Genomic DNA, 18355 nt, shown 5'->3' with positions numbered 1-18355 from the left:
GGCCGGCTACTGGTGGTTGTTTTTATGGTGTGGGTGAAGCTGTTTGGCATAGCAACGTCCATATTGCTGAGGTTCCTGAAGGTTTGATTACTGATAAGTTGGTGCTGTTTAACACGGCTATTTTTGAGCCAACATCGGCCGATTTCAGCAAACAAGCACCACTAATCGGCGATATCTATCTGACTTACCATCTCAATCCGGTTAAAAGCAGCTTCGCGCAAACCAGAGTAATTCCTCCGAAAGTCTCTATGTCTAGTGATGTGGACTAAGTTCGCCAGTTCCCTTTGCTTGTGATTATCGTCAGGCAACTCACCTATCAATTGTTCCCAAGGTGCAATCAATGGCTCCAAATCGGAATTTTTATCTTCGTCGTATCCTGACTTGATAAGCCAGCCACATATAAAGCCAAATGATTTTGGGAAAGGTGTGGTTTTAATATCGCCCCCCAGTAAAAACTCAATCACCTCATTGGTGCTCATCACATCCAGCACAAATCGTTGATAGAGGGCATTCTTTTCTTGTCGAAGCACCAACATGCTCAGCAGCACGACTGTATCCAAATGGTGATCACTGGGTATTGAGCGGATAATCAAACGCCATCTGGTGATCAATTGGTCTATATCTCTTAAGGTGTAATCAAAACGCACGCATAGCCAACACAACATGCTTTCAACAGTATTAATCTCATCACGCCCATCCTTGCGTTTGGCAAAGCGAGCTCGTAAATCCTGCTGCTGTAGCCGTGCTCGTATATACGTATTTCGGTCAGGAATTCGCAGGTGATAGTCGAGATCGATAAAACGTTTCAGGTAGTTGAGTCCGTCGAAATTTGGGCCATAGACCCCCTGAATACTCTTGCTGAGCTGGTCGCGATTTACGGCCAGAACAAAGACCAAGCGCTCAATGTCAAACAAATGCTTGATCCGCTCCAGCACCTCGATGGCATAGGTAGGCTTGCAGCGGTCGAGTTCATCGACAAACACGATCAGGTTAGCTTGGTCATCAGGTAAAGCATCAAGAGCCGCCGACAACTGCTGTTTGAACTTGGCCAGCGCCTTCTGTTTTACATTAAAGCTATCTATCAGGCCACCTACCGCATCGCCGGTCAGGTCGGCAGCGAGTTTTTCGTATTCTTTATCAAGATCCAATGCGCCAAATGTGGCGGCTTTGGCGGCAGCTACAGCTGTCGCCTTGATAATGCCAGGAGCGCAGGCTTTAGCTTTATCCCACGCCTCTTTTATAACTGGTCTACTGGATTGCTCTTTTAGCCAATCATCCAGCACCGCTAACATGGGCAGCAGTGGATCGTCAGCAAAATCGCTTTCCCACGCATTGAGGTAGAGGCTGACCTTGCCCTCCTTTTTCAGATAATGCTGCCAGAGCTTAATAAAGGTTGTCTTGCCGCCTCCCCAAGGCGCGTCGATGGCAAACACCAGCGGCGCCTCGGCATTCAACAGCACGGGGGTCAGATTTTCAATTTCCTCACTGCGGCCTAGCTTGTCAGCCGCACACGGCCAATCTCCACCAGCAATGCTAAGCTGACCGAATCTCAGAGGTATCGTGGTATTTGATTTCATATCTGAGTTGGTGCAGCTGTCTGACATGGTCACATCCCTATGGCTGATAAATTCCGTTATGTTGGCTGGTGATTAGTTGGTGCTTCAAAGCTTGCCGCTAAAGGCTTGGTGCGAAAGGGAATCAAAAAGTGCCCTGATTTCCTCATCGCTAGCAACTGCATGCGAGAGGCTAGACCTCACCTTCTCGACGACAGCAACGTATTTAATCTGCTTATCCATCGGTGGAACAATCGCGGGATAGGCGCTTAATACCGTCTTGTTGATTGTGGCGATGCCAGTCGTTTGCTTACCAACCTTAAGAAAGTATCGCTTTCCTCTCTGAGAGCTGATTTGTGCACTTAAAAACTCGGGATGAACAATCGATGCATTCGCTCGCACACAGAAGATGTGATTCTGGTGGATGCATGGTGTTACTTCCCCATGCCACACTGCCCCACGGCCCAGCTTATCTGGGTCACCACCCTCGGTTAGCAAAAGATCGCCAGGGCCAAGTGAATAACGTTCCACATCTGATTCAAGTACTTCTATTTCTTGGACATCATCTAGTTTGATGTGACCGTCTTGAACATTGGCAACGCGCATATAGGGCACCAAGACCGTTTTCTTTCCCTCAAGCTTTCGGCCTTTTGTTACACCCGAGCGTACCTGCGCAATATCCGAGAGAGTTCGTTCTTCCCATCCCTTTGGGTTGGTGACTGGGTCGCCGAACATGTCGAGGAAGAGGCTGAGCAGGAACTGGTCGGCGAGGTCGATGGCTTGCTGGCGTTTGCGGCGCAGGGCGTCGGCCTTGTCGAGGATAGCGGCGATCCGCTTTTGCTCGACCAGTGGCGGGAGGGGGATGGGCCAAGATTTAAGAACGCTCGTGTTTACTACTGACTGAGCAGAACCGACTTGTCTGCTTAATAGCTTACGTTGGGCAACCTCGGAGCGAAGGTAGTGCAACAAATATGATGCATCCAATTTTTCCTTAATAGGTCGAGCAAGAATGATGTTAGCGCAATTTGCGCCCTCTAACTCGGGTGGGATAATCGCGCAATTGATTTGGGTAGAAATCACTCTGGATAAAACAACATCGCCAGCGGTTAGCTGCGACTTTTTCAGGCTCCCATGAAACTTAGGTGTAACGTACTTCACGTCATCTAACGACAATCCAGAAGACGATACATTCTGGGTGCGAAGAAAAGGAACGCCGGAGTCATCCGTATAGTGTTCAGATGTTTTACCAACATGACCTACGGATACTCTTTCGCAAAGGTCACCAAGAAGGAATTCACTAAAGGCCATTAAAGCATCTCCTCCAGCGCTTGCAGATCCTGCTGGATCTCGGCCTCCAGCGCCTTGAGGCGCGCCAGAATGTCTTTCGGGGCATCGTACTCTTCGGCTTGGTACTTTTGCTCTTTATAGCGATTTAGCGACAAGTCGTATTTGTTGGCGGCGATTTCGTCGCGACTGACCCAGAAGGCTTTACTTGAGCGATCATTAGCCTCGGTGGTTGCGCTGGCCTTATCGCGGGCCTTAAAGGCGCTCACGAGCTCAGGCAGATCGGTAGCGTCGATGGGCTGACGCTTGTCGTCGAGTGAAAAACCATCGGCCTGCACGTCATAGAACCAGACGTAATCGCTGCCGCCGCAGCCTTGGCTACCCTTGGTAAAAATCAAAATAGCGGTGGAGACACCGGCATAAGGTTTAAATACCCCGCTTGGCAAGCTGATAACGGCGTCTAGCTGGTTGTCATCCAACAGGTGCTGACGCAACTGCTGGTGGGCCTTGCTGGATCCAAACAACACCCCATCTGGCACAATGGTGGCGCTGCGACCGCCAAGCTTAAGCATCCGCAAGATAAGGGCAACAAACAGCAGTTCGGTCTTTTTTGTTTTAACTACCCGCAGCAGTTTAGGATCCACATCCTCTTCATCGAGGCTGCCCTTGAACGGCGGGTTGGCAAGGATCAGGTCAAAGCCTTCGCTGGCATCCTTGGGGAAGCGCTCGGTAAAGCGCTGGCTTAAGGTGTCCTGATAATGGATATCGGGCTCGGCGACGCCGTGCATCACCAGGTTCATGGCGGCAATGCGCAGCATGGTGGCGTCAAAGTCAAAGCCATGGAACATGTCGGTATCAACATGTTTGCGGTGCTCATGCAGCAAATCGCCCAGGAAAATGGTTTGATCTACCTGTTTGCCTTGCTCATTCGTAATGGTTTCGCGAATGACCCCTTCGGGGGAGCTGTATTTTTCCAGCAGGTACTCGTAACTGACGGAGAGAAAACCCGCGGTACCGCAGGCCGGATCGGCAATGCGATGACTCGCCTCGGGGTCGAGCATTTCGACCATGGCGCGAATGATGTGGCGCGGGGTACGGAACTGGCCGTTAATACCGGCGGTGGTGAGCTTGCTGAGCAAATACTCGTACAGATCGCCCTTGGTGTCACTGCTATCAAGCGGCAGCTCACTTATCATGTTGACCGCTTTAACCAGCAGGCTTGGCTTTTGGATCATCAGCTGGGCGTCTTTCATAAACTCGGCAAACAGGGTGCCCTCGCCCGCTAAATCTTTAAAATGAGGGAACACCTCATCTTTAACCAGTTTGTACATCTGCTCGGCGGGCAGATGACGGAACTGCTCCCAGCGGATGTCCTGATCGAACTGACCAAAGCGGCGCTTGAAGTCCTGCCCCGTACGCTCGGCGCGCTTTTCGTCGCGGCGCTCGTTCATATCCAGCAACCGGGCGTACATCAAAAAGGTGATTTGCTCAATCACGGTGAGCGGGTTTGCGATGCCGCCGGTCCAGAATTCTTCCCAGAGTTTATCGATTTTGTTTTTCAGTTCGCCGGTGATCATGCATTTTTCTCTTTGGTTTCAATTTTTTGCCAGTGGCTAATCGAGCGTTGATCCAGCGCATAAAGCCCGGCTATTCCACCCTGTGATGGCGGTTGTTCAGTGCGGGCACGCACCTTGTAGCCTTGGGTGGTGACTTTAAGGATCATTTCCTGTTCATCGGTGACTTCGATGCCTTCGGCCTTGGTATTGCCTTTTTTGGAGAGGCGAAAGGCCACCTGCCCTGTGTCATTATTTTTAATCCGCACGGGATAGAGAACCTGACCATTCTTATGGGTTAGCCGCAATTTGCGGCACAACAACTCATCCATTCGCAGTTTTCCAGTCATTCTATCAAAGTTGTTACCTGTGACTCAGGCTGAGATGGGTGAAGCGGCCCGGTTTTTTGGGGTGCCTAGCTCCACGCCGAATGTGTTTATCAGAGCCACCAGCGCATCGGCCTGGGCCGGATCGGTGAACACGCCATCGAGGCCATCAGTGTGCACGCCGGTAAAGGGCTGGTCATAAAGCTGAGCCACCTTAATGGTGCCAAACTTGCACAAATGGCTTTTCAGCAGACCAATAAACCGCAGCTGACGGCTATTTAGATGAATATGGTGCTGCTGCACAAAGGCGGTAAAGGCCTGCTCGACGCCGTTTTCATCCATGCCGATGAGGGTTCGCAGCAACTGGTCGAGGCTTGCGCCCGAATCAGGGAAAAACGCCTTGAGGGTATGCAGATCCAGATTGGGGTTCTGTATATGCACCAGGGCGTTAAGCTGCGTGAGCTCGGCATCGGTGACCGGTTGCCCTTTACGGATTTTGGCCAGCACGGGATCGGTAGCAAACAGCGGCGAGAGCGTGCGCTCCACTTCCTGACGAAAAATCTGGTAATCCACGGTGACGATATGCGTCGGCCTGTCGTTTATCTCGTAGGTGGCGCTATCTTCGCTGATATCCAGCACCGGCAAAAAAGTGGGCGGCGGCGTGCTGTCTTTGTCGCGCAGGTGGATGATACCACGCAGCGCGAGGCGCTGCTGCTCCAACGCGTCAATGCTGACGTGCTGCCAGAAACTGTCTTGCTGGATGGTTTTGATTGCTTCGGCTTTGGCGCGTACTGGATTGAGATGCATGGAGAGCTTACCGACCTTGGTCAACACCGGCAGCTTGGCCACATCCAGCGCTGTCGGCTTGGTCAGCTGAATGTCTTGCAACTCAGTGAGCTCGAGATCCCAGCGAATAGCTTCTGACTCGCCCCGAATGTCGCGCCACTGCATCAATGGCGCTAGCTCTGCACGCAGTAGCTGCCGGGTATCAGGGGCAAAACTGTTAAGCCGCTTAGAGTCACTCAAACTGGCTTTAAGCTGCCAATTGTCGCGCACTGCAATGCAGCGATCATCCAGCGCATCGATATCGGCCTTAATAAGGGTGATGGCGAGGTTAAATACCTCCATGTCGGCCTTTTTCAGTGCGGTTTCCGCCAGATTGATACGGGCCTCAAACAGCTTTTCACACAAGGATTTATCGGTCCTGCCTTCATCTTCCGGTGGGTCCATCTCGAAATAATCGAAGTTACCCCAATGGTCAAAAATCAAAAAATGACTCTTGGGCTTGCCCGGGCCATAAAGCCCTTCGCACAAACGGGTGCCACGCCCCACCATCTGCCAGAATTTGACCTTGGATTTGATCGGCTTGGCAAACACCAGGTTGACTACCTCGGGCACATCAATGCCGGTGTCGAGCATATCCACTGAGAGGGCGATGGTGATTTGGTCCTTGGAGCCATCGGTCTTTTTGAAGTCATCGATAAGATCTTCAGCGCGCTCGTACTTGGAGTGGATGACGCGGCAGAAATTACCGCCATGCTGGGGGTACATTTCACCATACAGGGTTGCCAGCAATTCGGCGTGCTGAATAGAGCGGGCAAAGACAATGCTCTTGCCAGGCAGCTGACCGTCAACATCGCGCAGGCCTTTTTCCATCAAGTTACGCAAGATGGCACGGTTGGTGTCTTTGTTATAAACCGCCTTGTCGATATCGGCGGCATTGAAATCGAGGTCGTTGGGGTCAATACCCTGCTCTTCAAGTTCGGCTATCTGCTCATCGCTGAGGGCATGACCCTTTATCCCTTCGCGCAAAAACTGGGTGGTATGGGTGACGACCCGGAACGGCACCAGATTGCCTTCTTCTACGGCGCGCTCCAGTGGGTAGCTAGCCGTAGGCAATTTATAGTCACAACCAAATAGACGGCAGGTGGAACGGCTAATCATTTCTACCGGTGTGGCAGTAAGACCAACCTGACGGGCATCAAAGTACTTAAACAGATCGCCATAGACGTTGTACACCGAGCGGTGGGATTCGTCGGCAATGATCAGGTCAAAGTAGCCCACATCAAACTGTTCATAAATGCCCATCATGCCCGGATAAGTGGCGATATAAATACGGGCATTGTGCTGATCCTGCTTTTTGCTGCGGCCAACCACGTACAGCGGCTCTTTACTGAATTCGCTGAAGGCGTTTTTGGCCTGCTTGCGCAGCTCTTTACGGTCACACAGAAAGAGTACCCGCTTGGCCCAACCGGCATCGAGTAACTTTTTGGTAAGGGCGATGGAGACTCGGGTTTTACCTGTGCCGGTGGCCTGTACGATCAAGGCCTTGCGATGTCCCTCGCTGAAGCGCTCGCTGACACGGGTAATGGATTCGATTTGATAATCCCGACCAGCGATGCCGATATCTATCGGTGTGGTGTTGAGATCCTGGCGCAGTTTGCGCTGGCTGATAAGGTATTGCAGACTGTCTTTGCTGTAGTAGCCATAGAGTTTGCGTGGCACTGAATCAAGAACGTCATCCCAAATCCAGATATCGTAACCGTTGGTGTAAAAAATGACTGGCCGTTGCCCATGAGCTTTTTCAAGTGCATCGGCATAAAGCTTGGCCTGCTGACGCCCTTTTTCCGGGTTCTCACGCGCACGCTTGGCTTCGACTACTGCCAGCGGTTTGCCGTTGTCGTCCCACAGCACATAATCGCAATAACCAATCCCGGATGCTGTTGGCTGGCCAGTGACTTCATGCTCCAGAGTGACTTGCTCGGTATTGCTACCATTTGGGGATACATCCCAACCAGAGAGGCGCAGTTCGCTGTCGATAAGACGGCGGCGGGTTTCAGCTTCATTAAGTTCAAGGGTGCTGGTGGCCTTGTTACTTGCCTGCACAAACGCCTGTGATTTGGTCTGGTCAATGACGGCTTTAAGCTGCGCAGCCTGACGCTGTGCTTGCTGCTCGGCTTGCTGCGCGGCTTCGAGCTCTTTCAAGGCATTCTCAAGCTGGGCTGCTTGTGCTGACAGTTTTTGCTGCAGTGCCTTATTTTTTTGCTTTAATTCTGACTTGGCGGAAGACACCGGGGTTTGCTCCGGCATCTGGAACTCAGAGCACTGCTCTCGGCTGCCGTCTCCTTGGGCGATAAACAGCCAGCATCCCAGGTAATAGGCCTCCTGCACCAGCCAAACGGCATTACTGGCTGAAACATTGCCTTCGTGGGCAGCCTTATTGCCGTGAATACGGATAGCATGGAGCTTGTCGAGGATCACCTTGGGCACAACGGCGGTAAAACTGCCGTTGTTCAATCTGTCCATAAACGTGGCATTGGCTTCTGCAGGCAGTTTGAGTTCGCTGTAAATAACGCCAACCAACTTTTCAACGTAGCAACGCAATTTGACCAGGGCACTTTGCGGATCGCTATGGGCGTACGTTTCCGCAAATCCGCCGAGGTCGGCCAACGTTGGCCAATGTTGCCTGAGATGTTCAAAGTTCATGGACTTCATACAGTAATGCCCTTAGTTACTTCCTATTCATCAGATATCTTGTCAACTTACGGGTTATCACATATCAATTGCATTTAGCACTCAGTTGTCACTCAACTTGAACAAAGCCTGGTTACTGACTAAACCAATCTGACCGGTAGCCTCGCCATTTAGCTACCGTCCTGCCCTCTTCAACCAATGTATTGGTTGAAGTCATTTCATCGTTAACTGATTGATAAATATTGACGATGCTACCACTTTAAAAGCAATAAAACCCTATCGAGTCTCACATATACGAGACCTTGATAAACTGAGCACTATCACAATCAAGGCTCCGTGGCTGCCTTGATTGTCTCCGTGGTTATGCTCCGTTAAAAGGCTATGCCGTCGGCACTGTTTCCTCTATAGCGAGTGTATCGGGCTCATCCAGTACCTCGACAATCAATGACAGCCGATCCTGTTCAAAGTCCATATGCATGGCCTCCAGTTGCGGCAGCATCTTGCTGGCCTTTGCCGAGAGTTTGTTGAATCGATCCACTTTGCCATAGAGCCCCTGTTTACCCACCAGCGCCTTAATCGTGTTGTTGTAGTGATCGCTGGCCGTGTTCGGCGTGCAGCCCAAAATACTTAAACGCTCAGCCACAAGGCAGATCTGGTTGTAGATATCGCTGGCTTTTTCACTGACCTCGCGGGCCTCAGTATTGCTGCGTTCGATCATCCACAGATTAGATACCGTACGCAGAATACGGATCAAGGTTGTATGCGAGACCAGTACGATGCCCTTGTTGTACCAATACTCAAACAGTTCCCTGTAAACCTCGACCTCCTTCGTCCCAGTTGGATGGATTCACAAACGTTACTGTCGACTTCACCTGCATGCTCCCGTGGTTTACGCCCGAATTTTCTCGCCGCCCCCTATCGCCATACTTCTTGGGAGCCAGCTTTGCGGCCAGCCATTTACGAGCATCGATCTGCAGGCGGGCACGAGCAATCACATCATGGTTAACTTTCACGTTCCCGTTGGCGTCGAGGAAGGTGTCATTGCTGCCGTCATCGGCAATCTGGAGGATCTCGTCGGCCAGTTTGTCGGCCAGATCCTCGCGTGCGCACGCGTACTGGTCCCTAAATTCTACGTAGCGTTCATCAGCCAACCAGCGCATCACCATGGATTTGGACGGCATACCCGGACGAGCCAACACTGCGCGTAGACTCACCCCATCAGCAATGGCGCTACATATGCCCTCCCCCAACTCGCTTGTGTATGCGCTCCGACGGCCTCTTGTTACCGTCTTGGGATTCGACGTATTGGTTTCCACAGTGGAAACCTGAGGAGTGACAACTGGGCTCATAACTTCAGTTGTGGCATTCACATGTTCAGCGCCACTGATCGGTGCCTGAGGTATACCTGAAGATGAGGTAGCGTTAACGGGTGTTGTGACTCTTGACCATTTGTGCGTCTTGGCCCGCTTGTTAATGGCGGTATGTGAAATGCCGTGATCTAGCGCTATCTGGCGCACACTCTGGCGGCCAGCACAGTACGCGAGTTCGATACCGTGCCAGTCTGGGGAATCTGTTGAATGCATAGGGGAATAGATCATAGGCGACCAGTATTTACGAGGAGGCAGGTAGGTATCCAGCCCTACAGGGGGAGTCCCGTCAGTGCAAACGCAGCTGTGTGTGGCAAGAAGTTGTCTGTGATAGTCACTTGGTCACTGTTTTGATAAACATCCCGCCATCATTGGGCTAGCAGCAAGTGACCTTGATTTTTCATGGTCTCTGGGAGTCACTCACATCACTCTTTTGAGCACTGCTTTCACTGATCCACTCATTACGTCATCTCCCATCTGTCATCCACCAAGAAGCATCAGGGCAGTGACCCAGTGACAAACAGTGACCATGAAATATGGTATTTCCCCCTCCCCTCATGTTAGAAAAAAAAGGCCCCAAAGGGGGCCTTGCTGTCACCGCCGTTCGGCCTCATTAAATCATATCGGCCTACAGGGCTCGCGGAAGGTACTCCTCTGCCAGCTCGGTGAGCGCAACATTGGTTTGAGTTTGACCATTGGTCTTGCGCGTCTTGTACTCTGCGCCCAGCTCCTTTGCAGCCTGTTTGACGGCTTTGCTGAATGAATTAAGCGAAAGTGGGCGGTTCAAGCCCTGGTACTCCAGGTAAGCCAGGTAGAGGTGATAAAGGAATTTTCTCGGCTCCTTCATCAAAGCGACATTTCCCCCCATACAGAGCCCCTTCGGCTCAGTCAGAAACGCCAAGGTGGCGCAAAAGTCGAGTACGTGGTCAGCCTCGCGTTTCACCGCCAGCGCATCAGCACCATCCCGTTGCTCCTCCAGCAGACGCTTGGCCTGGTCAGGGTTGGCAAACCGGGTCAGCAGATGGCGAATGATCACCGGTAACTCAGCGGCAATCTTGTCGCCAAGGGCCCCATCCCGATCAGCCGATGCCACCACTCGTCCGAAGTGGAAGATCACCCGGCGACGAGCGATCCCCCCGTTGCGCTCGTTAAACACCATCGGCACGTTGTTGGTGGCCAGCAACACAGCTGGGATCCGAGTGCTGAAAATCGCCTTACCTTTAGGGTTGACCGATACTTTATCGCCACCAGTGATCGCCTTGAGCACGTGGCCATCGCCAACATACGAAGGTTGGTCCGGCAACAAGATCAGGCGTTTGTCCCAGACATTCTCCAGACCAAAGTTGCTCTCGAGCAGTTTCATCGAGCTACTGCCCACGTTTTCTTGGCCAACCAGCAGCTCGCACAGACCTGCCATGACCGATTTGCCACTGCCGCCTTCCCCCGTCACCTCCAGGAACAACTGCCAGTCGTAGCGATTCGCCAGCACCATGAACAGCGCCGCGTTAATGCGATCCATCTTGGCCGCATCATTGTCGGTTGCGTAGCTCAGCCACTTCATGAAGTGGGGGGCACAATGCGCCAGGGTTTCCCCCACCAGCGGCTCGCTGTACTCGATCCCGTTGTGAGTCAGCAAACCATCGACGAGGGAATGCGGGCGAAACGCGCGGAGCACTAAGTCATAGACCCCATTGGCAAAACCAATCAGGTTGAGCGCCGGACGCGGTATCTCATCAAGGCCCAGTTTCATGGTATCCACAGCAGTGTTGATTATCCGGGCACTGTGTTTGGCGCCTTGCTGCTTAAACATTGCCGTCATACAGCGCGCAAGCACCGCATCCGGCATCGACTCCCACAGGCTGCCGGTGTAACGGTACACCTGGCTCGTGTCGACATTGATGGCCAGGGTTCCCAGACTAGAAACCAGTGCCTCCCCGCGCTGGCAGGCACTCATCTGATCCAGCATCAGCGCCGCGTCGTCCTGCTCAGGGCGCAGAGAAACAACATTAGCCGCCAGCAGAGAACCTGTTTTTTGGCTGCCCTTCTTATCGGCCAACAGCTTACTTTTAGGCGGGGCTTGGCGTGGCTCCTGTATCCCCTTCTGGTGCGCACTGGCAATAGTCGCCTTGACCTCCTGTACCGATTGGCCAGACGCCATGCCAGCAGCAAACAACTGACGCTCAGCGTCGGCGTGGCAGATCTCTCCACCAGCGACCAGTTGCGCCACCCCCAGCGCCTCCCGGTTGAGCGTCTCGTTCCGGCTCCCCATCGGCGCGCTGACAATCGCCTCACAGGCACTCGTCAACGCTCTCTCTCCATAGCGGCTGGTCTCTGCGGAGCTGACCATGGGGGCAATCACCTTTGGCTCATGTTTGGGCTTGGTGATCCACCCCAACAAGATGGCAGGAGCCTCCGGCAGAGCGGCCAGTTGGGGGATGGTATCGCCGCGCAGCACCTTACCGGCTTTGATGTAGATCAGCTGATTGCCGGTCTTTACATCTACGCCGGCCAGTCCATTCGCGTTGTTGACGCTCTGCTTCAAGCTGGCAAGCGGAACAGCCAGTGATACGAACCGTCAGGCAGGGTGTCGGTGAGCATCCGGTACTGGATCGGGAGCGTCTGATTGGGCAATCCGAGCATCGCCAGCAGATCCCTGGGGTGCGGCGCCTCGGGTACCTTGTTACCGTCCAGGTCCAGCAGGACCATTTCATCCAAGCGAACACCAAACAGGGTGTCATCCTCACGCACCATGGAGGACGGGTAGCGCTGCTCATTGCCATAGGGTTTCGGGTTGCCGTTGTCCTGATACGGAATGACAGCGTGACCGTTGGCCTCGATATTTGCAGCCTTGGCTTGCAGGGTTGCGTTCATACCGTACCCCCTACCACGCGCAGCATGGCACGCTTGTGATCGAACAGTGACACGCCGTCATCGTTCTCATAGGCTTCCTGAAGGCGGTGCATTTCCTCGATGCGCGCGCTGTTGGTGCTAGGGGAAGCACCATACAGGGCGAACTGGCCACAAATAACATCCCTGCTAATTATCCCCGACTTTGCGCGGCACAGGCTTTTGCTTGCCAGCGAGCGCGCAGGTGCTACGCTCTCAGCGCTAGGTTTAATTATCTGGCCAATATCAAACATGCTAACCGAAGAGGCCGCCGTACCATGGCGGCTCTTTTTTGCGTAATTGGTGACTGTCATCCTCGCCTCCTTACGCCTCACGGCTCTTCTGGATCTGGGCGATGAGCCATGCTTCCAACTCCTCTTCAATCCAACCAACGGCTTTTGCGCCGATGGACACCGGTTTGGGAAAGGTCGGGTCATAAACATTGGGGTACTTCGGATTGGGACGCATTTTGGCGTAGATGGTAGAGCGGGACAGCCCGGTGCGGGCTTCAACCTCATTACGGCGAATAATGGTCAGAGTGGGTTTGCTTTCTTTAGCCATGTTAGTCATTCCCTGTCATGTACTGGAACGAAATGCACCAGCATGGCTCCTTATTTTTATCATTTCGTCACCAATTCCTAACCCTACAGGGGGAAACCCCGTCAGAGACGCACTTGACAAGGGAAATTAAATGGCGAGTAGGTGTGGATGACTTCCTGGAACAGCAACGAAATCTGCTGTTGAACGGCGGAACCGGGACGGGTCAAACCCACCTGGCATCGCCTTGGGATGCAATGCTGAGGGCCGGGTCAAGCGAGTGCGTTTCTATACAGTGGTGTACTGGTCAGCGAACTGGAGCAGGAAAAGGTGGCAGGCAAAGCCGGGCTGCTTGCCATTCGGTTGGTCAATGTCGATGCAGTGATTCTGGGCAAACTGAGCTATCTGCCGTTTGCCGAAAGCGGAGGCGCTCTGCTGTTTCACCTGATCAGCAAGCTGCGCAAGCGCACCAGCCCGCTCCTGACCTCCAACCTGGCCTTCAGCAAGTGGAGAAGATGACAACGGTGATGCTAGATAGGATCATGTGAGTTTATCGAGACAGGCAACGACGCCTATCGCTTCAAACAGAGGATGAAATCAGCCAGCTAACCCTGGTCAATGTTGGACGCTGATCCCTGGTCATTTTTCGATGCTGATTGACAACCCGATCCGTCTATACAGACAGACTGTTTGGCAAGTGAATTACATTGCTCTCCAACCCGGTAAATTCATGGGGTGGCACATAGTGATGCTTGCAACAGTCCAGCCAGTCAGCCCACCATTGCACCATCTGTTGCCGCTGGGTGATAAATTCGGCCCGATGAATGTAAGCCGCCCGCACACCGTTACGCTCCTTATGGCTCATCTGCCGTTCAATGGCATCCGCACTCCATTGGCCTGATTCAAGCAACGCGCTGCAGGCCATCGCCCGGAAGCCATGACCGCATACCTCCACCTTGGTGTCATAACCCAGGCGGCGCAAGGCACTATTCACGGTGTTTTCACTCATGGGTTTTGATACATCATGGTCACCGGCAAATACCAGATCAAAACGCCCGGTCAAAGGGCGGATCGCCTCAATGATGGCCAGTGCCTGGCGTGACAACGGCACAAAGTGCGGTTCTCGCATCTTGGCACCACGATGTGAATGTTTAACCCCTTCAATGGGATCGCGGGACGCCGGGATCGTCCAGATTGCTCGCTCGATATCGAGCTCATCCCAGCGCATGAAGCGCAATTCACTCGAACGGACAAAGGTTAACAAGGTGAATTTCACCGCCATCTTGGTCAGCAGACGTCCCGAATAACTATCGAGACGACGCACCAGCTCGGGAATATCCTGCAGCGGCAGCGCGGGATGATGCTGGACTTTGCGAACCGACAACGCCCCCGTCAAATCAGCGGCAGGATTGGCCTCAATCAAATCAGTTCGCATTGCATAACTCATTATGCCATTGATGTGTTGCCGCACTCGTCCTGCCAAATCAAGCGCATTTCGCTGCTCTATCTTACGCAGTGGAACAAGCAGGTCACGAGTCTTGAGTTCGGCAACGGGGCAATGGCCAATCAATGGAAACACGTCTTTTTCAAGCCGGGTCAAGATGCGTGAAGCGTGATCGGAGGACCACTTGCCAGCATTATTTGCATGCCATTCACGGGCAACAGCCTCAAAACTATTCACTTGTTTGCGGGTAATGTCGTTACGCACCTGCTGCTTATGGACGACAGGGTCAATACCCTTGGCCAACAAATTTCGTGCGGCAGCGTGTTTGGCACGGGCCTCCGTCAACGACAGGATGGGGTAATCACCAAACGCCATCAGCCCGGCCTTACCATCAGGCTTAGTGAACTTGAAGCGCCACGAACGGGTACCGTTCTTTTTGACCAATAAGTGCAAGCCATTCCCATCGAACAGGGAATAGTCTTTTTCTCGCGGGCGGGCATTGCGACACTCGGTATCAGACAAGGGTCTGGTGGTTCGCGGCATTGGTATACGACTCCTTTATCGAATCGATGTATACCTAAGCGTATACCAATTTATAGCGGATGTGTTAGGAATGACTCGGAATGTTCTGGACGTAAAAAAACCCAGAGACGTTGAATTCACTGGGTTTTTTGAACTTTTTCGGAATACTTTGGAAGTATTAATGGTGCCCGAGGCCGGAATCGAACCGGCACGACGCGAACGTCGAGGGATTTTAAATCCCTTGTGTCTACCGATTTCACCACTCGGGCACCGCAATCGGTATCAAGCTCGCGTGGCGGGCTTGTCAATATGGAGGCACGTTCCGGAGTCGAACCGGACTAAACGGATTTGCAATCCGCTGCATAACCGCTTTGCTAACGCGCCATGCAAAAGAGAGTTGGCTCTCTATTGTCTGAATTTGGAGCGGGAAACGAGACTCGAACTCGCGACCCCGACCTTGGCAAGGTCGTGCTCTACCAACTGAGCTATTCCCGCATTGATCTGGCTGACTGCCTGACTACGAGGACGCATTCTAGCGATGTTCCTCGCCCAGTCAACCAGAAATATTTAATTACCTGATCGTTCGGGCATTTTTTGCCCTTTTTGAACAGTTTTAGCGCCTTTGGCCGTTTCCTGCCTCAAATCAGCGGAAACCTCACCTTGCGGCGCAAGTGACTCACAGGTTGGCGTGGTGGGTCAAATCGCCCCAGGCGGCCTTCATGTACTGGAACATCGACCAGAAGGTGAGCACGGTGGCGACATAGAGCATCACATAGGCGAGCCACACCATCCAGACGTTGTATTGCCAGATAAGACCGGTGAGCGACACCATCTGGATCATGGTCTTCCACTTGCCAATCCAGCTGACCGCCACCGAGGAGCGTTTGCCGAGCTCGGCCATCCATTCGCGCAGGGCGGAGATGATGATCTCGCGGCCAATCATGGTCATGGCGGGGATGGTCACCCAGATGGTGTTGTAGTGTTCGACGATAACCACCAGTGCGGCGGCAACCATGATCTTGTCGGCAACCGGGTCAAGGAAGGCGCCAAAGGCGGTGGACTGATTGAGCTTGCGAGCCAGATAGCCATCAAACCAGTCGGTGGCAGCGGCCAGAATAAAGATGATGGCGGCAGCCAGATAGGACCATTGATAAGGCAGATAGAACAGGATGACGAAGACGGGAATGAGCAAAATCCGGAAAAACGTCAACAGGTTAGGTATGTTTGTCATTATTTTCAGCCACTTCTTGTACGTCGCTACATAGTGCGCCAAAGCCGATTTGCGATGCAACCGCACTGGCGCCCGTCTTGGTCTTTTTAATCCATCAATCTTCTCAAAATGCGAGGGCCATTATGGCATTTACGGCCCCCCCGCGTCACGGCTCTTGTGCATCAAGGAGTTAGCGATTTTACCATGCTGCTAACCCTGCTCAGGCGCTGTGCAAGCCATCGTGGATGGTCTGGGCCAGCTCCTGACTGATGCCGGGTACCTTGGCCAGTTCATCCACGCTCGCCTTTTTGACCTCCTGCAGACCGCCCAGATATTTGAGCAGCGCCTGCCGTCGCTTTGGCCCCACCCCCGGAATATCCTCCAGACTGCTGCTGGTGCGGGCCTTGGCCCGTCTGGCCCGGTGGCCGGTAATGGCAAAACGGTGGGATTCATCGCGAATATGCTGAATAAGGTGCAAAGCGGGCATATCTGCCGGCAAATGCAACTCTTCGTGACTCTCCCCCATGATGAGAGTTTCCAACCCCGCCTTGCGGGTGACCCCCTTGGCAATCCCCACCAGCAGGGGATATTTGCCGCCGAGAAACTCCAGCTGACGGGCCAGGATCTCTTCGGCGCGGCGCAACTGGCCGAGGCCGCCGTCAATAAACAGTACATCAGGCACCTTGTCCGGCTCCTGCTGCTTGCCAAAGCGGCGCTCCAGCGCCTGCTCCATCGCCGCGTAGTCATCACCGCCGGTGATGCCGTCGATGTTGAAACGACGATATTCCGATGAGAGCGGCCCCTCCCGGTTGAACACCACGCAAGAGGCCACCGTGCGCTCCCCCATGGTGTGGGAGATATCGAAACACTCCATGCGGGCAATGGGACGCTCCAGCTCCAGCAGCTCTTCCAGCTGGTCGTAGCGAGCAGTCATGGTGCTCTTGTGAGCCAGCCGTGATCGCAGTGCCGTCTCTGCGTTGATGGAGGCGAGCTTGATAAAGCGGGCCCGTTCGGCGCGGGTACGGCTCACCACCCGCACCTTGTAGCCTGCGGTCTGGCTCAGAGTCTCGGCGATGACGCTCTCGTCCTCAAGGGCCACATCGAGCAGCACCTCGCTCGGGATCTGCCGCCCCCCCTGCCCCGACAGATAGAACTGCAGCAAGAAGGATTGCACCACCTCATCGAGCGGGGTGTCAGCAGGCACTTTCGGGAAGTAGCTGCGCGATCCGAGCACCTTGCCCTGACGGATAAAGAGCACGTGGATGCAGGCTGCGCCTTGCTCGAAGGCGACCCCCACCACATCCAGCTCGTCCAGCACGTTGCCGCTCACCGACTGCTGTTCGGTAACCCGGCGCAGCGCCAGGATCTGATCACGATAGCGGGCCGCCTCTTCAAAGCGCAGATCGCCGCTGGCGGACTCCATCTTGCCCACCAGCTCGCCAATCACCTGCTGGTTCTTGCCCGCCAGAAACAGTTTGGCAAGCTCCACCTGCTGGGCATATTCGGCCTCGCTCACCAACCCGGGTACGCAAGGGCCAGCGCAACGCTTGAGCTGATAGAGCAGACAGGGACGGGTGCGGTTGGCATAGACCGCATCCTCGCACTGGCGTACCGGAAAAATCTTCTGCATCAGATGCAAACTCTCACGCACCGCGCCGCCAGAGGGGTACGGGCCGAAGTACTCTCCTTTGATCTTGCGGGCGCCGCGATGGACGCCGATGCGTGGATGCTGGTGCGCGGTGATGATGATCCAGGGGTAGGATTTGTCGTCCCTCAGCAGCACGTTGTAACGGGGCTGGTACTGCTTGATGAGATTGTGCTCGAGGATCAGCGCCTCGGTCTCGGTATGGGTGACGGTGACCTGGATATCGGCGATCTGTCGCACCAGGGTGCGGGTCTTGATGCTGTCGACGTTGGTGCGAAAGTAGGAGGCGAGCCGCTTTTTCAGATCCTTGGCCTTGCCCACGTAGATCACGGTGCCACCGCTGTCATACATGCGGTAGACGCCGCTCTGATGGGTGACGGCGCTCAGAAACGCCTTGCTGTCGAAGAGAGGTTCGGGAGAGAAGGTCATCAGCTACTCGGCTCACACAAAGGCAAAAATTGACGGGCAGAGCATACTGCCCCCTCCGCCCGAAAAGCAAAGGGGCAAAAAAGCAAAAAGGCGGCACTCGCCGCCTTTGAGACCACATGCCACCA

General features: G+C 53.8%; 14 protein-coding genes, 3 tRNA genes and 1 pseudogene. 1 reads left to right on the top strand and 17 read right to left on the bottom strand.

Translation table 11 applies throughout. The features are described 5' to 3' along the window. Nucleotides 1-161 precede the first annotated feature (161 nt). The 11 genes from AB5Y86_RS16835 to AB5Y86_RS16785 form a co-directional block, all read right to left on the bottom strand. Nucleotides 162-1604 (bottom strand): KAP family NTPase, encoded by a 1443-nt coding sequence (locus AB5Y86_RS16835; protein WP_257687948.1) that lies wholly within the window; start codon nt 1602-1604, stop codon nt 162-164. A gap of 57 nt (nt 1605-1661) precedes the next feature. Further along, nucleotides 1662-2861 (bottom strand): restriction endonuclease subunit S, encoded by a 1200-nt coding sequence (locus tag AB5Y86_RS16830; RefSeq protein WP_257687949.1) that lies wholly within the window; start codon nt 2859-2861, stop codon nt 1662-1664. Beyond that, nucleotides 2861-4414, bottom strand: a complete 1554-nt coding sequence (locus tag AB5Y86_RS16825; protein WP_257687950.1) for a class I SAM-dependent DNA methyltransferase — start codon at nt 4412-4414, stop codon at nt 2861-2863. The genes AB5Y86_RS16830 and AB5Y86_RS16825 overlap by 1 nt, the downstream gene beginning before the upstream one ends. Then, nucleotides 4411-4722 (bottom strand): hypothetical protein, encoded by a 312-nt coding sequence (locus AB5Y86_RS16820; RefSeq protein WP_257687951.1) that lies wholly within the window; start codon nt 4720-4722, stop codon nt 4411-4413. Before AB5Y86_RS16820 ends, AB5Y86_RS16825 begins: the two co-directional genes overlap by 4 nt. A gap of 42 nt (nt 4723-4764) precedes the next feature. Continuing rightward, on the bottom strand, nt 4765-8211 hold the full coding sequence (locus tag AB5Y86_RS16815) for a DEAD/DEAH box helicase family protein (protein ID WP_257687952.1): 3447 nt from the start codon (nt 8209-8211) through the stop codon (nt 4765-4767). Nucleotides 8212-8569: 358 nt separating this feature from the next. Then, the gene (rmuC, locus tag AB5Y86_RS16810; protein ID WP_257687953.1) at nt 8570-8944 is read right to left on the bottom strand and encodes a DNA recombination protein RmuC; all 375 of its coding nucleotides are present in this window, start codon (nt 8942-8944) and stop codon (nt 8570-8572) included. A 43-nt stretch (nt 8945-8987) separates the two neighbouring features. Next, nucleotides 8988-9539, bottom strand: a complete 552-nt coding sequence (locus AB5Y86_RS16805) for a hypothetical protein (protein WP_368193608.1) — start codon at nt 9537-9539, stop codon at nt 8988-8990. 646 nt (nt 9540-10185) lie between these two features. Then, nucleotides 10186-12099: a DUF5906 domain-containing protein gene (locus AB5Y86_RS16800; protein ID WP_368193492.1), complete on the bottom strand. Its 1914-nt coding sequence runs from the start codon at nt 12097-12099 to the stop codon at nt 10186-10188. After that, nucleotides 12096-12428, bottom strand: a complete 333-nt coding sequence (locus tag AB5Y86_RS16795) for a hypothetical protein (RefSeq protein WP_368193491.1) — start codon at nt 12426-12428, stop codon at nt 12096-12098. Before AB5Y86_RS16795 ends, AB5Y86_RS16800 begins: the two co-directional genes overlap by 4 nt. Continuing rightward, nucleotides 12425-12757, bottom strand: coding sequence for a hypothetical protein (locus tag AB5Y86_RS16790; protein ID WP_005350908.1), 333 nt, complete (start codon nt 12755-12757; stop codon nt 12425-12427). The genes AB5Y86_RS16795 and AB5Y86_RS16790 overlap by 4 nt, the downstream gene beginning before the upstream one ends. A 10-nt stretch (nt 12758-12767) precedes the next feature. Continuing rightward, a complete protein-coding gene (locus AB5Y86_RS16785; RefSeq protein WP_041980245.1) occupies nt 12768-13004 on the bottom strand; it encodes an AlpA family transcriptional regulator in 237 nt (78 codons plus the stop codon). 179 nt (nt 13005-13183) lie between these two features. On the opposite strand from AB5Y86_RS16785, the pseudogene AB5Y86_RS16780 reads away from it, so the two are divergent. Further along, nucleotides 13184-13589, top strand: a pseudogene (locus AB5Y86_RS16780) (ATP-binding protein); the annotation flags it as partial. Nucleotides 13590-13653: 64 nt separating this feature from the next. On the opposite strand, the gene AB5Y86_RS16775 reads toward AB5Y86_RS16780, so the two are convergent. From AB5Y86_RS16775 to uvrC, 6 genes are all read right to left on the bottom strand, one after another. After that, nucleotides 13654-14967 (bottom strand): integrase arm-type DNA-binding domain-containing protein, encoded by a 1314-nt coding sequence (locus tag AB5Y86_RS16775; protein ID WP_005350905.1) that lies wholly within the window; start codon nt 14965-14967, stop codon nt 13654-13656. Between the two features lie 161 nt (nt 14968-15128). Continuing rightward, a tRNA-Leu gene (locus AB5Y86_RS16770) sits at nt 15129-15215 on the bottom strand. 41 nt (nt 15216-15256) lie between these two features. Then, nucleotides 15257-15330: transfer RNA gene (locus AB5Y86_RS16765), tRNA-Cys, on the bottom strand. Between the two features lie 35 nt (nt 15331-15365). Continuing rightward, nucleotides 15366-15441, bottom strand: a tRNA-Gly gene (locus AB5Y86_RS16760). 181 nt (nt 15442-15622) lie between these two features. After that, on the bottom strand, nt 15623-16177 hold the full coding sequence (gene pgsA, locus AB5Y86_RS16755; protein ID WP_031227442.1) for a CDP-diacylglycerol--glycerol-3-phosphate 3-phosphatidyltransferase: 555 nt from the start codon (nt 16175-16177) through the stop codon (nt 15623-15625). Nucleotides 16178-16376: 199 nt separating this feature from the next. Further along, nucleotides 16377-18230, bottom strand: coding sequence for an excinuclease ABC subunit UvrC (gene uvrC, locus AB5Y86_RS16750; protein ID WP_368193490.1), 1854 nt, complete (start codon nt 18228-18230; stop codon nt 16377-16379). Between the last annotated feature and the right edge of the window lie 125 nt (nt 18231-18355).

This window comes from Aeromonas sp. s8 (assembly GCF_040907785.1).
GTDB lineage: Bacteria > Pseudomonadota > Gammaproteobacteria > Enterobacterales > Aeromonadaceae > Aeromonas > Aeromonas veronii.
Note: the sequence above shows the minus strand (reverse complement) of the source record. Positions and strands in the feature narration are given on the sequence as shown.

Excerpts from the sequence above, each read along its gene's own strand:
- AB5Y86_RS16835 (WP_257687948.1), bottom strand. The coding sequence starts at position 1,604 with ATGTCAGACAGCTGCACCAACTCAGATATGAAATCAAATACCACGATA.
- AB5Y86_RS16830 (WP_257687949.1), bottom strand. The coding sequence starts at position 2,861 with ATGGCCTTTAGTGAATTCCTTCTTGGTGACCTTTGCGAAAGAGTATCC.
- AB5Y86_RS16825 (WP_257687950.1), bottom strand. The coding sequence starts at position 4,414 with ATGATCACCGGCGAACTGAAAAACAAAATCGATAAACTCTGGGAAGAA.
- AB5Y86_RS16820 (WP_257687951.1), bottom strand. The coding sequence starts at position 4,722 with ATGGATGAGTTGTTGTGCCGCAAATTGCGGCTAACCCATAAGAATGGT.
- AB5Y86_RS16815 (WP_257687952.1), bottom strand. The coding sequence starts at position 8,211 with ATGAAGTCCATGAACTTTGAACATCTCAGGCAACATTGGCCAACGTTG.
- AB5Y86_RS16805 (WP_368193608.1), bottom strand. The coding sequence starts at position 9,539 with ATGAGCCCAGTTGTCACTCCTCAGGTTTCCACTGTGGAAACCAATACG.
- AB5Y86_RS16795 (WP_368193491.1), bottom strand. The coding sequence starts at position 12,428 with ATGAACGCAACCCTGCAAGCCAAGGCTGCAAATATCGAGGCCAACGGT.
- AB5Y86_RS16790 (WP_005350908.1), bottom strand. The coding sequence starts at position 12,757 with ATGACAGTCACCAATTACGCAAAAAAGAGCCGCCATGGTACGGCGGCC.
- AB5Y86_RS16785 (WP_041980245.1), bottom strand. The coding sequence starts at position 13,004 with ATGGCTAAAGAAAGCAAACCCACTCTGACCATTATTCGCCGTAATGAG.
- AB5Y86_RS16775 (WP_005350905.1), bottom strand. The coding sequence starts at position 14,967 with ATGCCGCGAACCACCAGACCCTTGTCTGATACCGAGTGTCGCAATGCC.
- pgsA (WP_031227442.1), bottom strand. The coding sequence starts at position 16,177 with ATGACAAACATACCTAACCTGTTGACGTTTTTCCGGATTTTGCTCATT.
- uvrC (WP_368193490.1), bottom strand. The coding sequence starts at position 18,230 with ATGACCTTCTCTCCCGAACCTCTCTTCGACAGCAAGGCGTTTCTGAGC.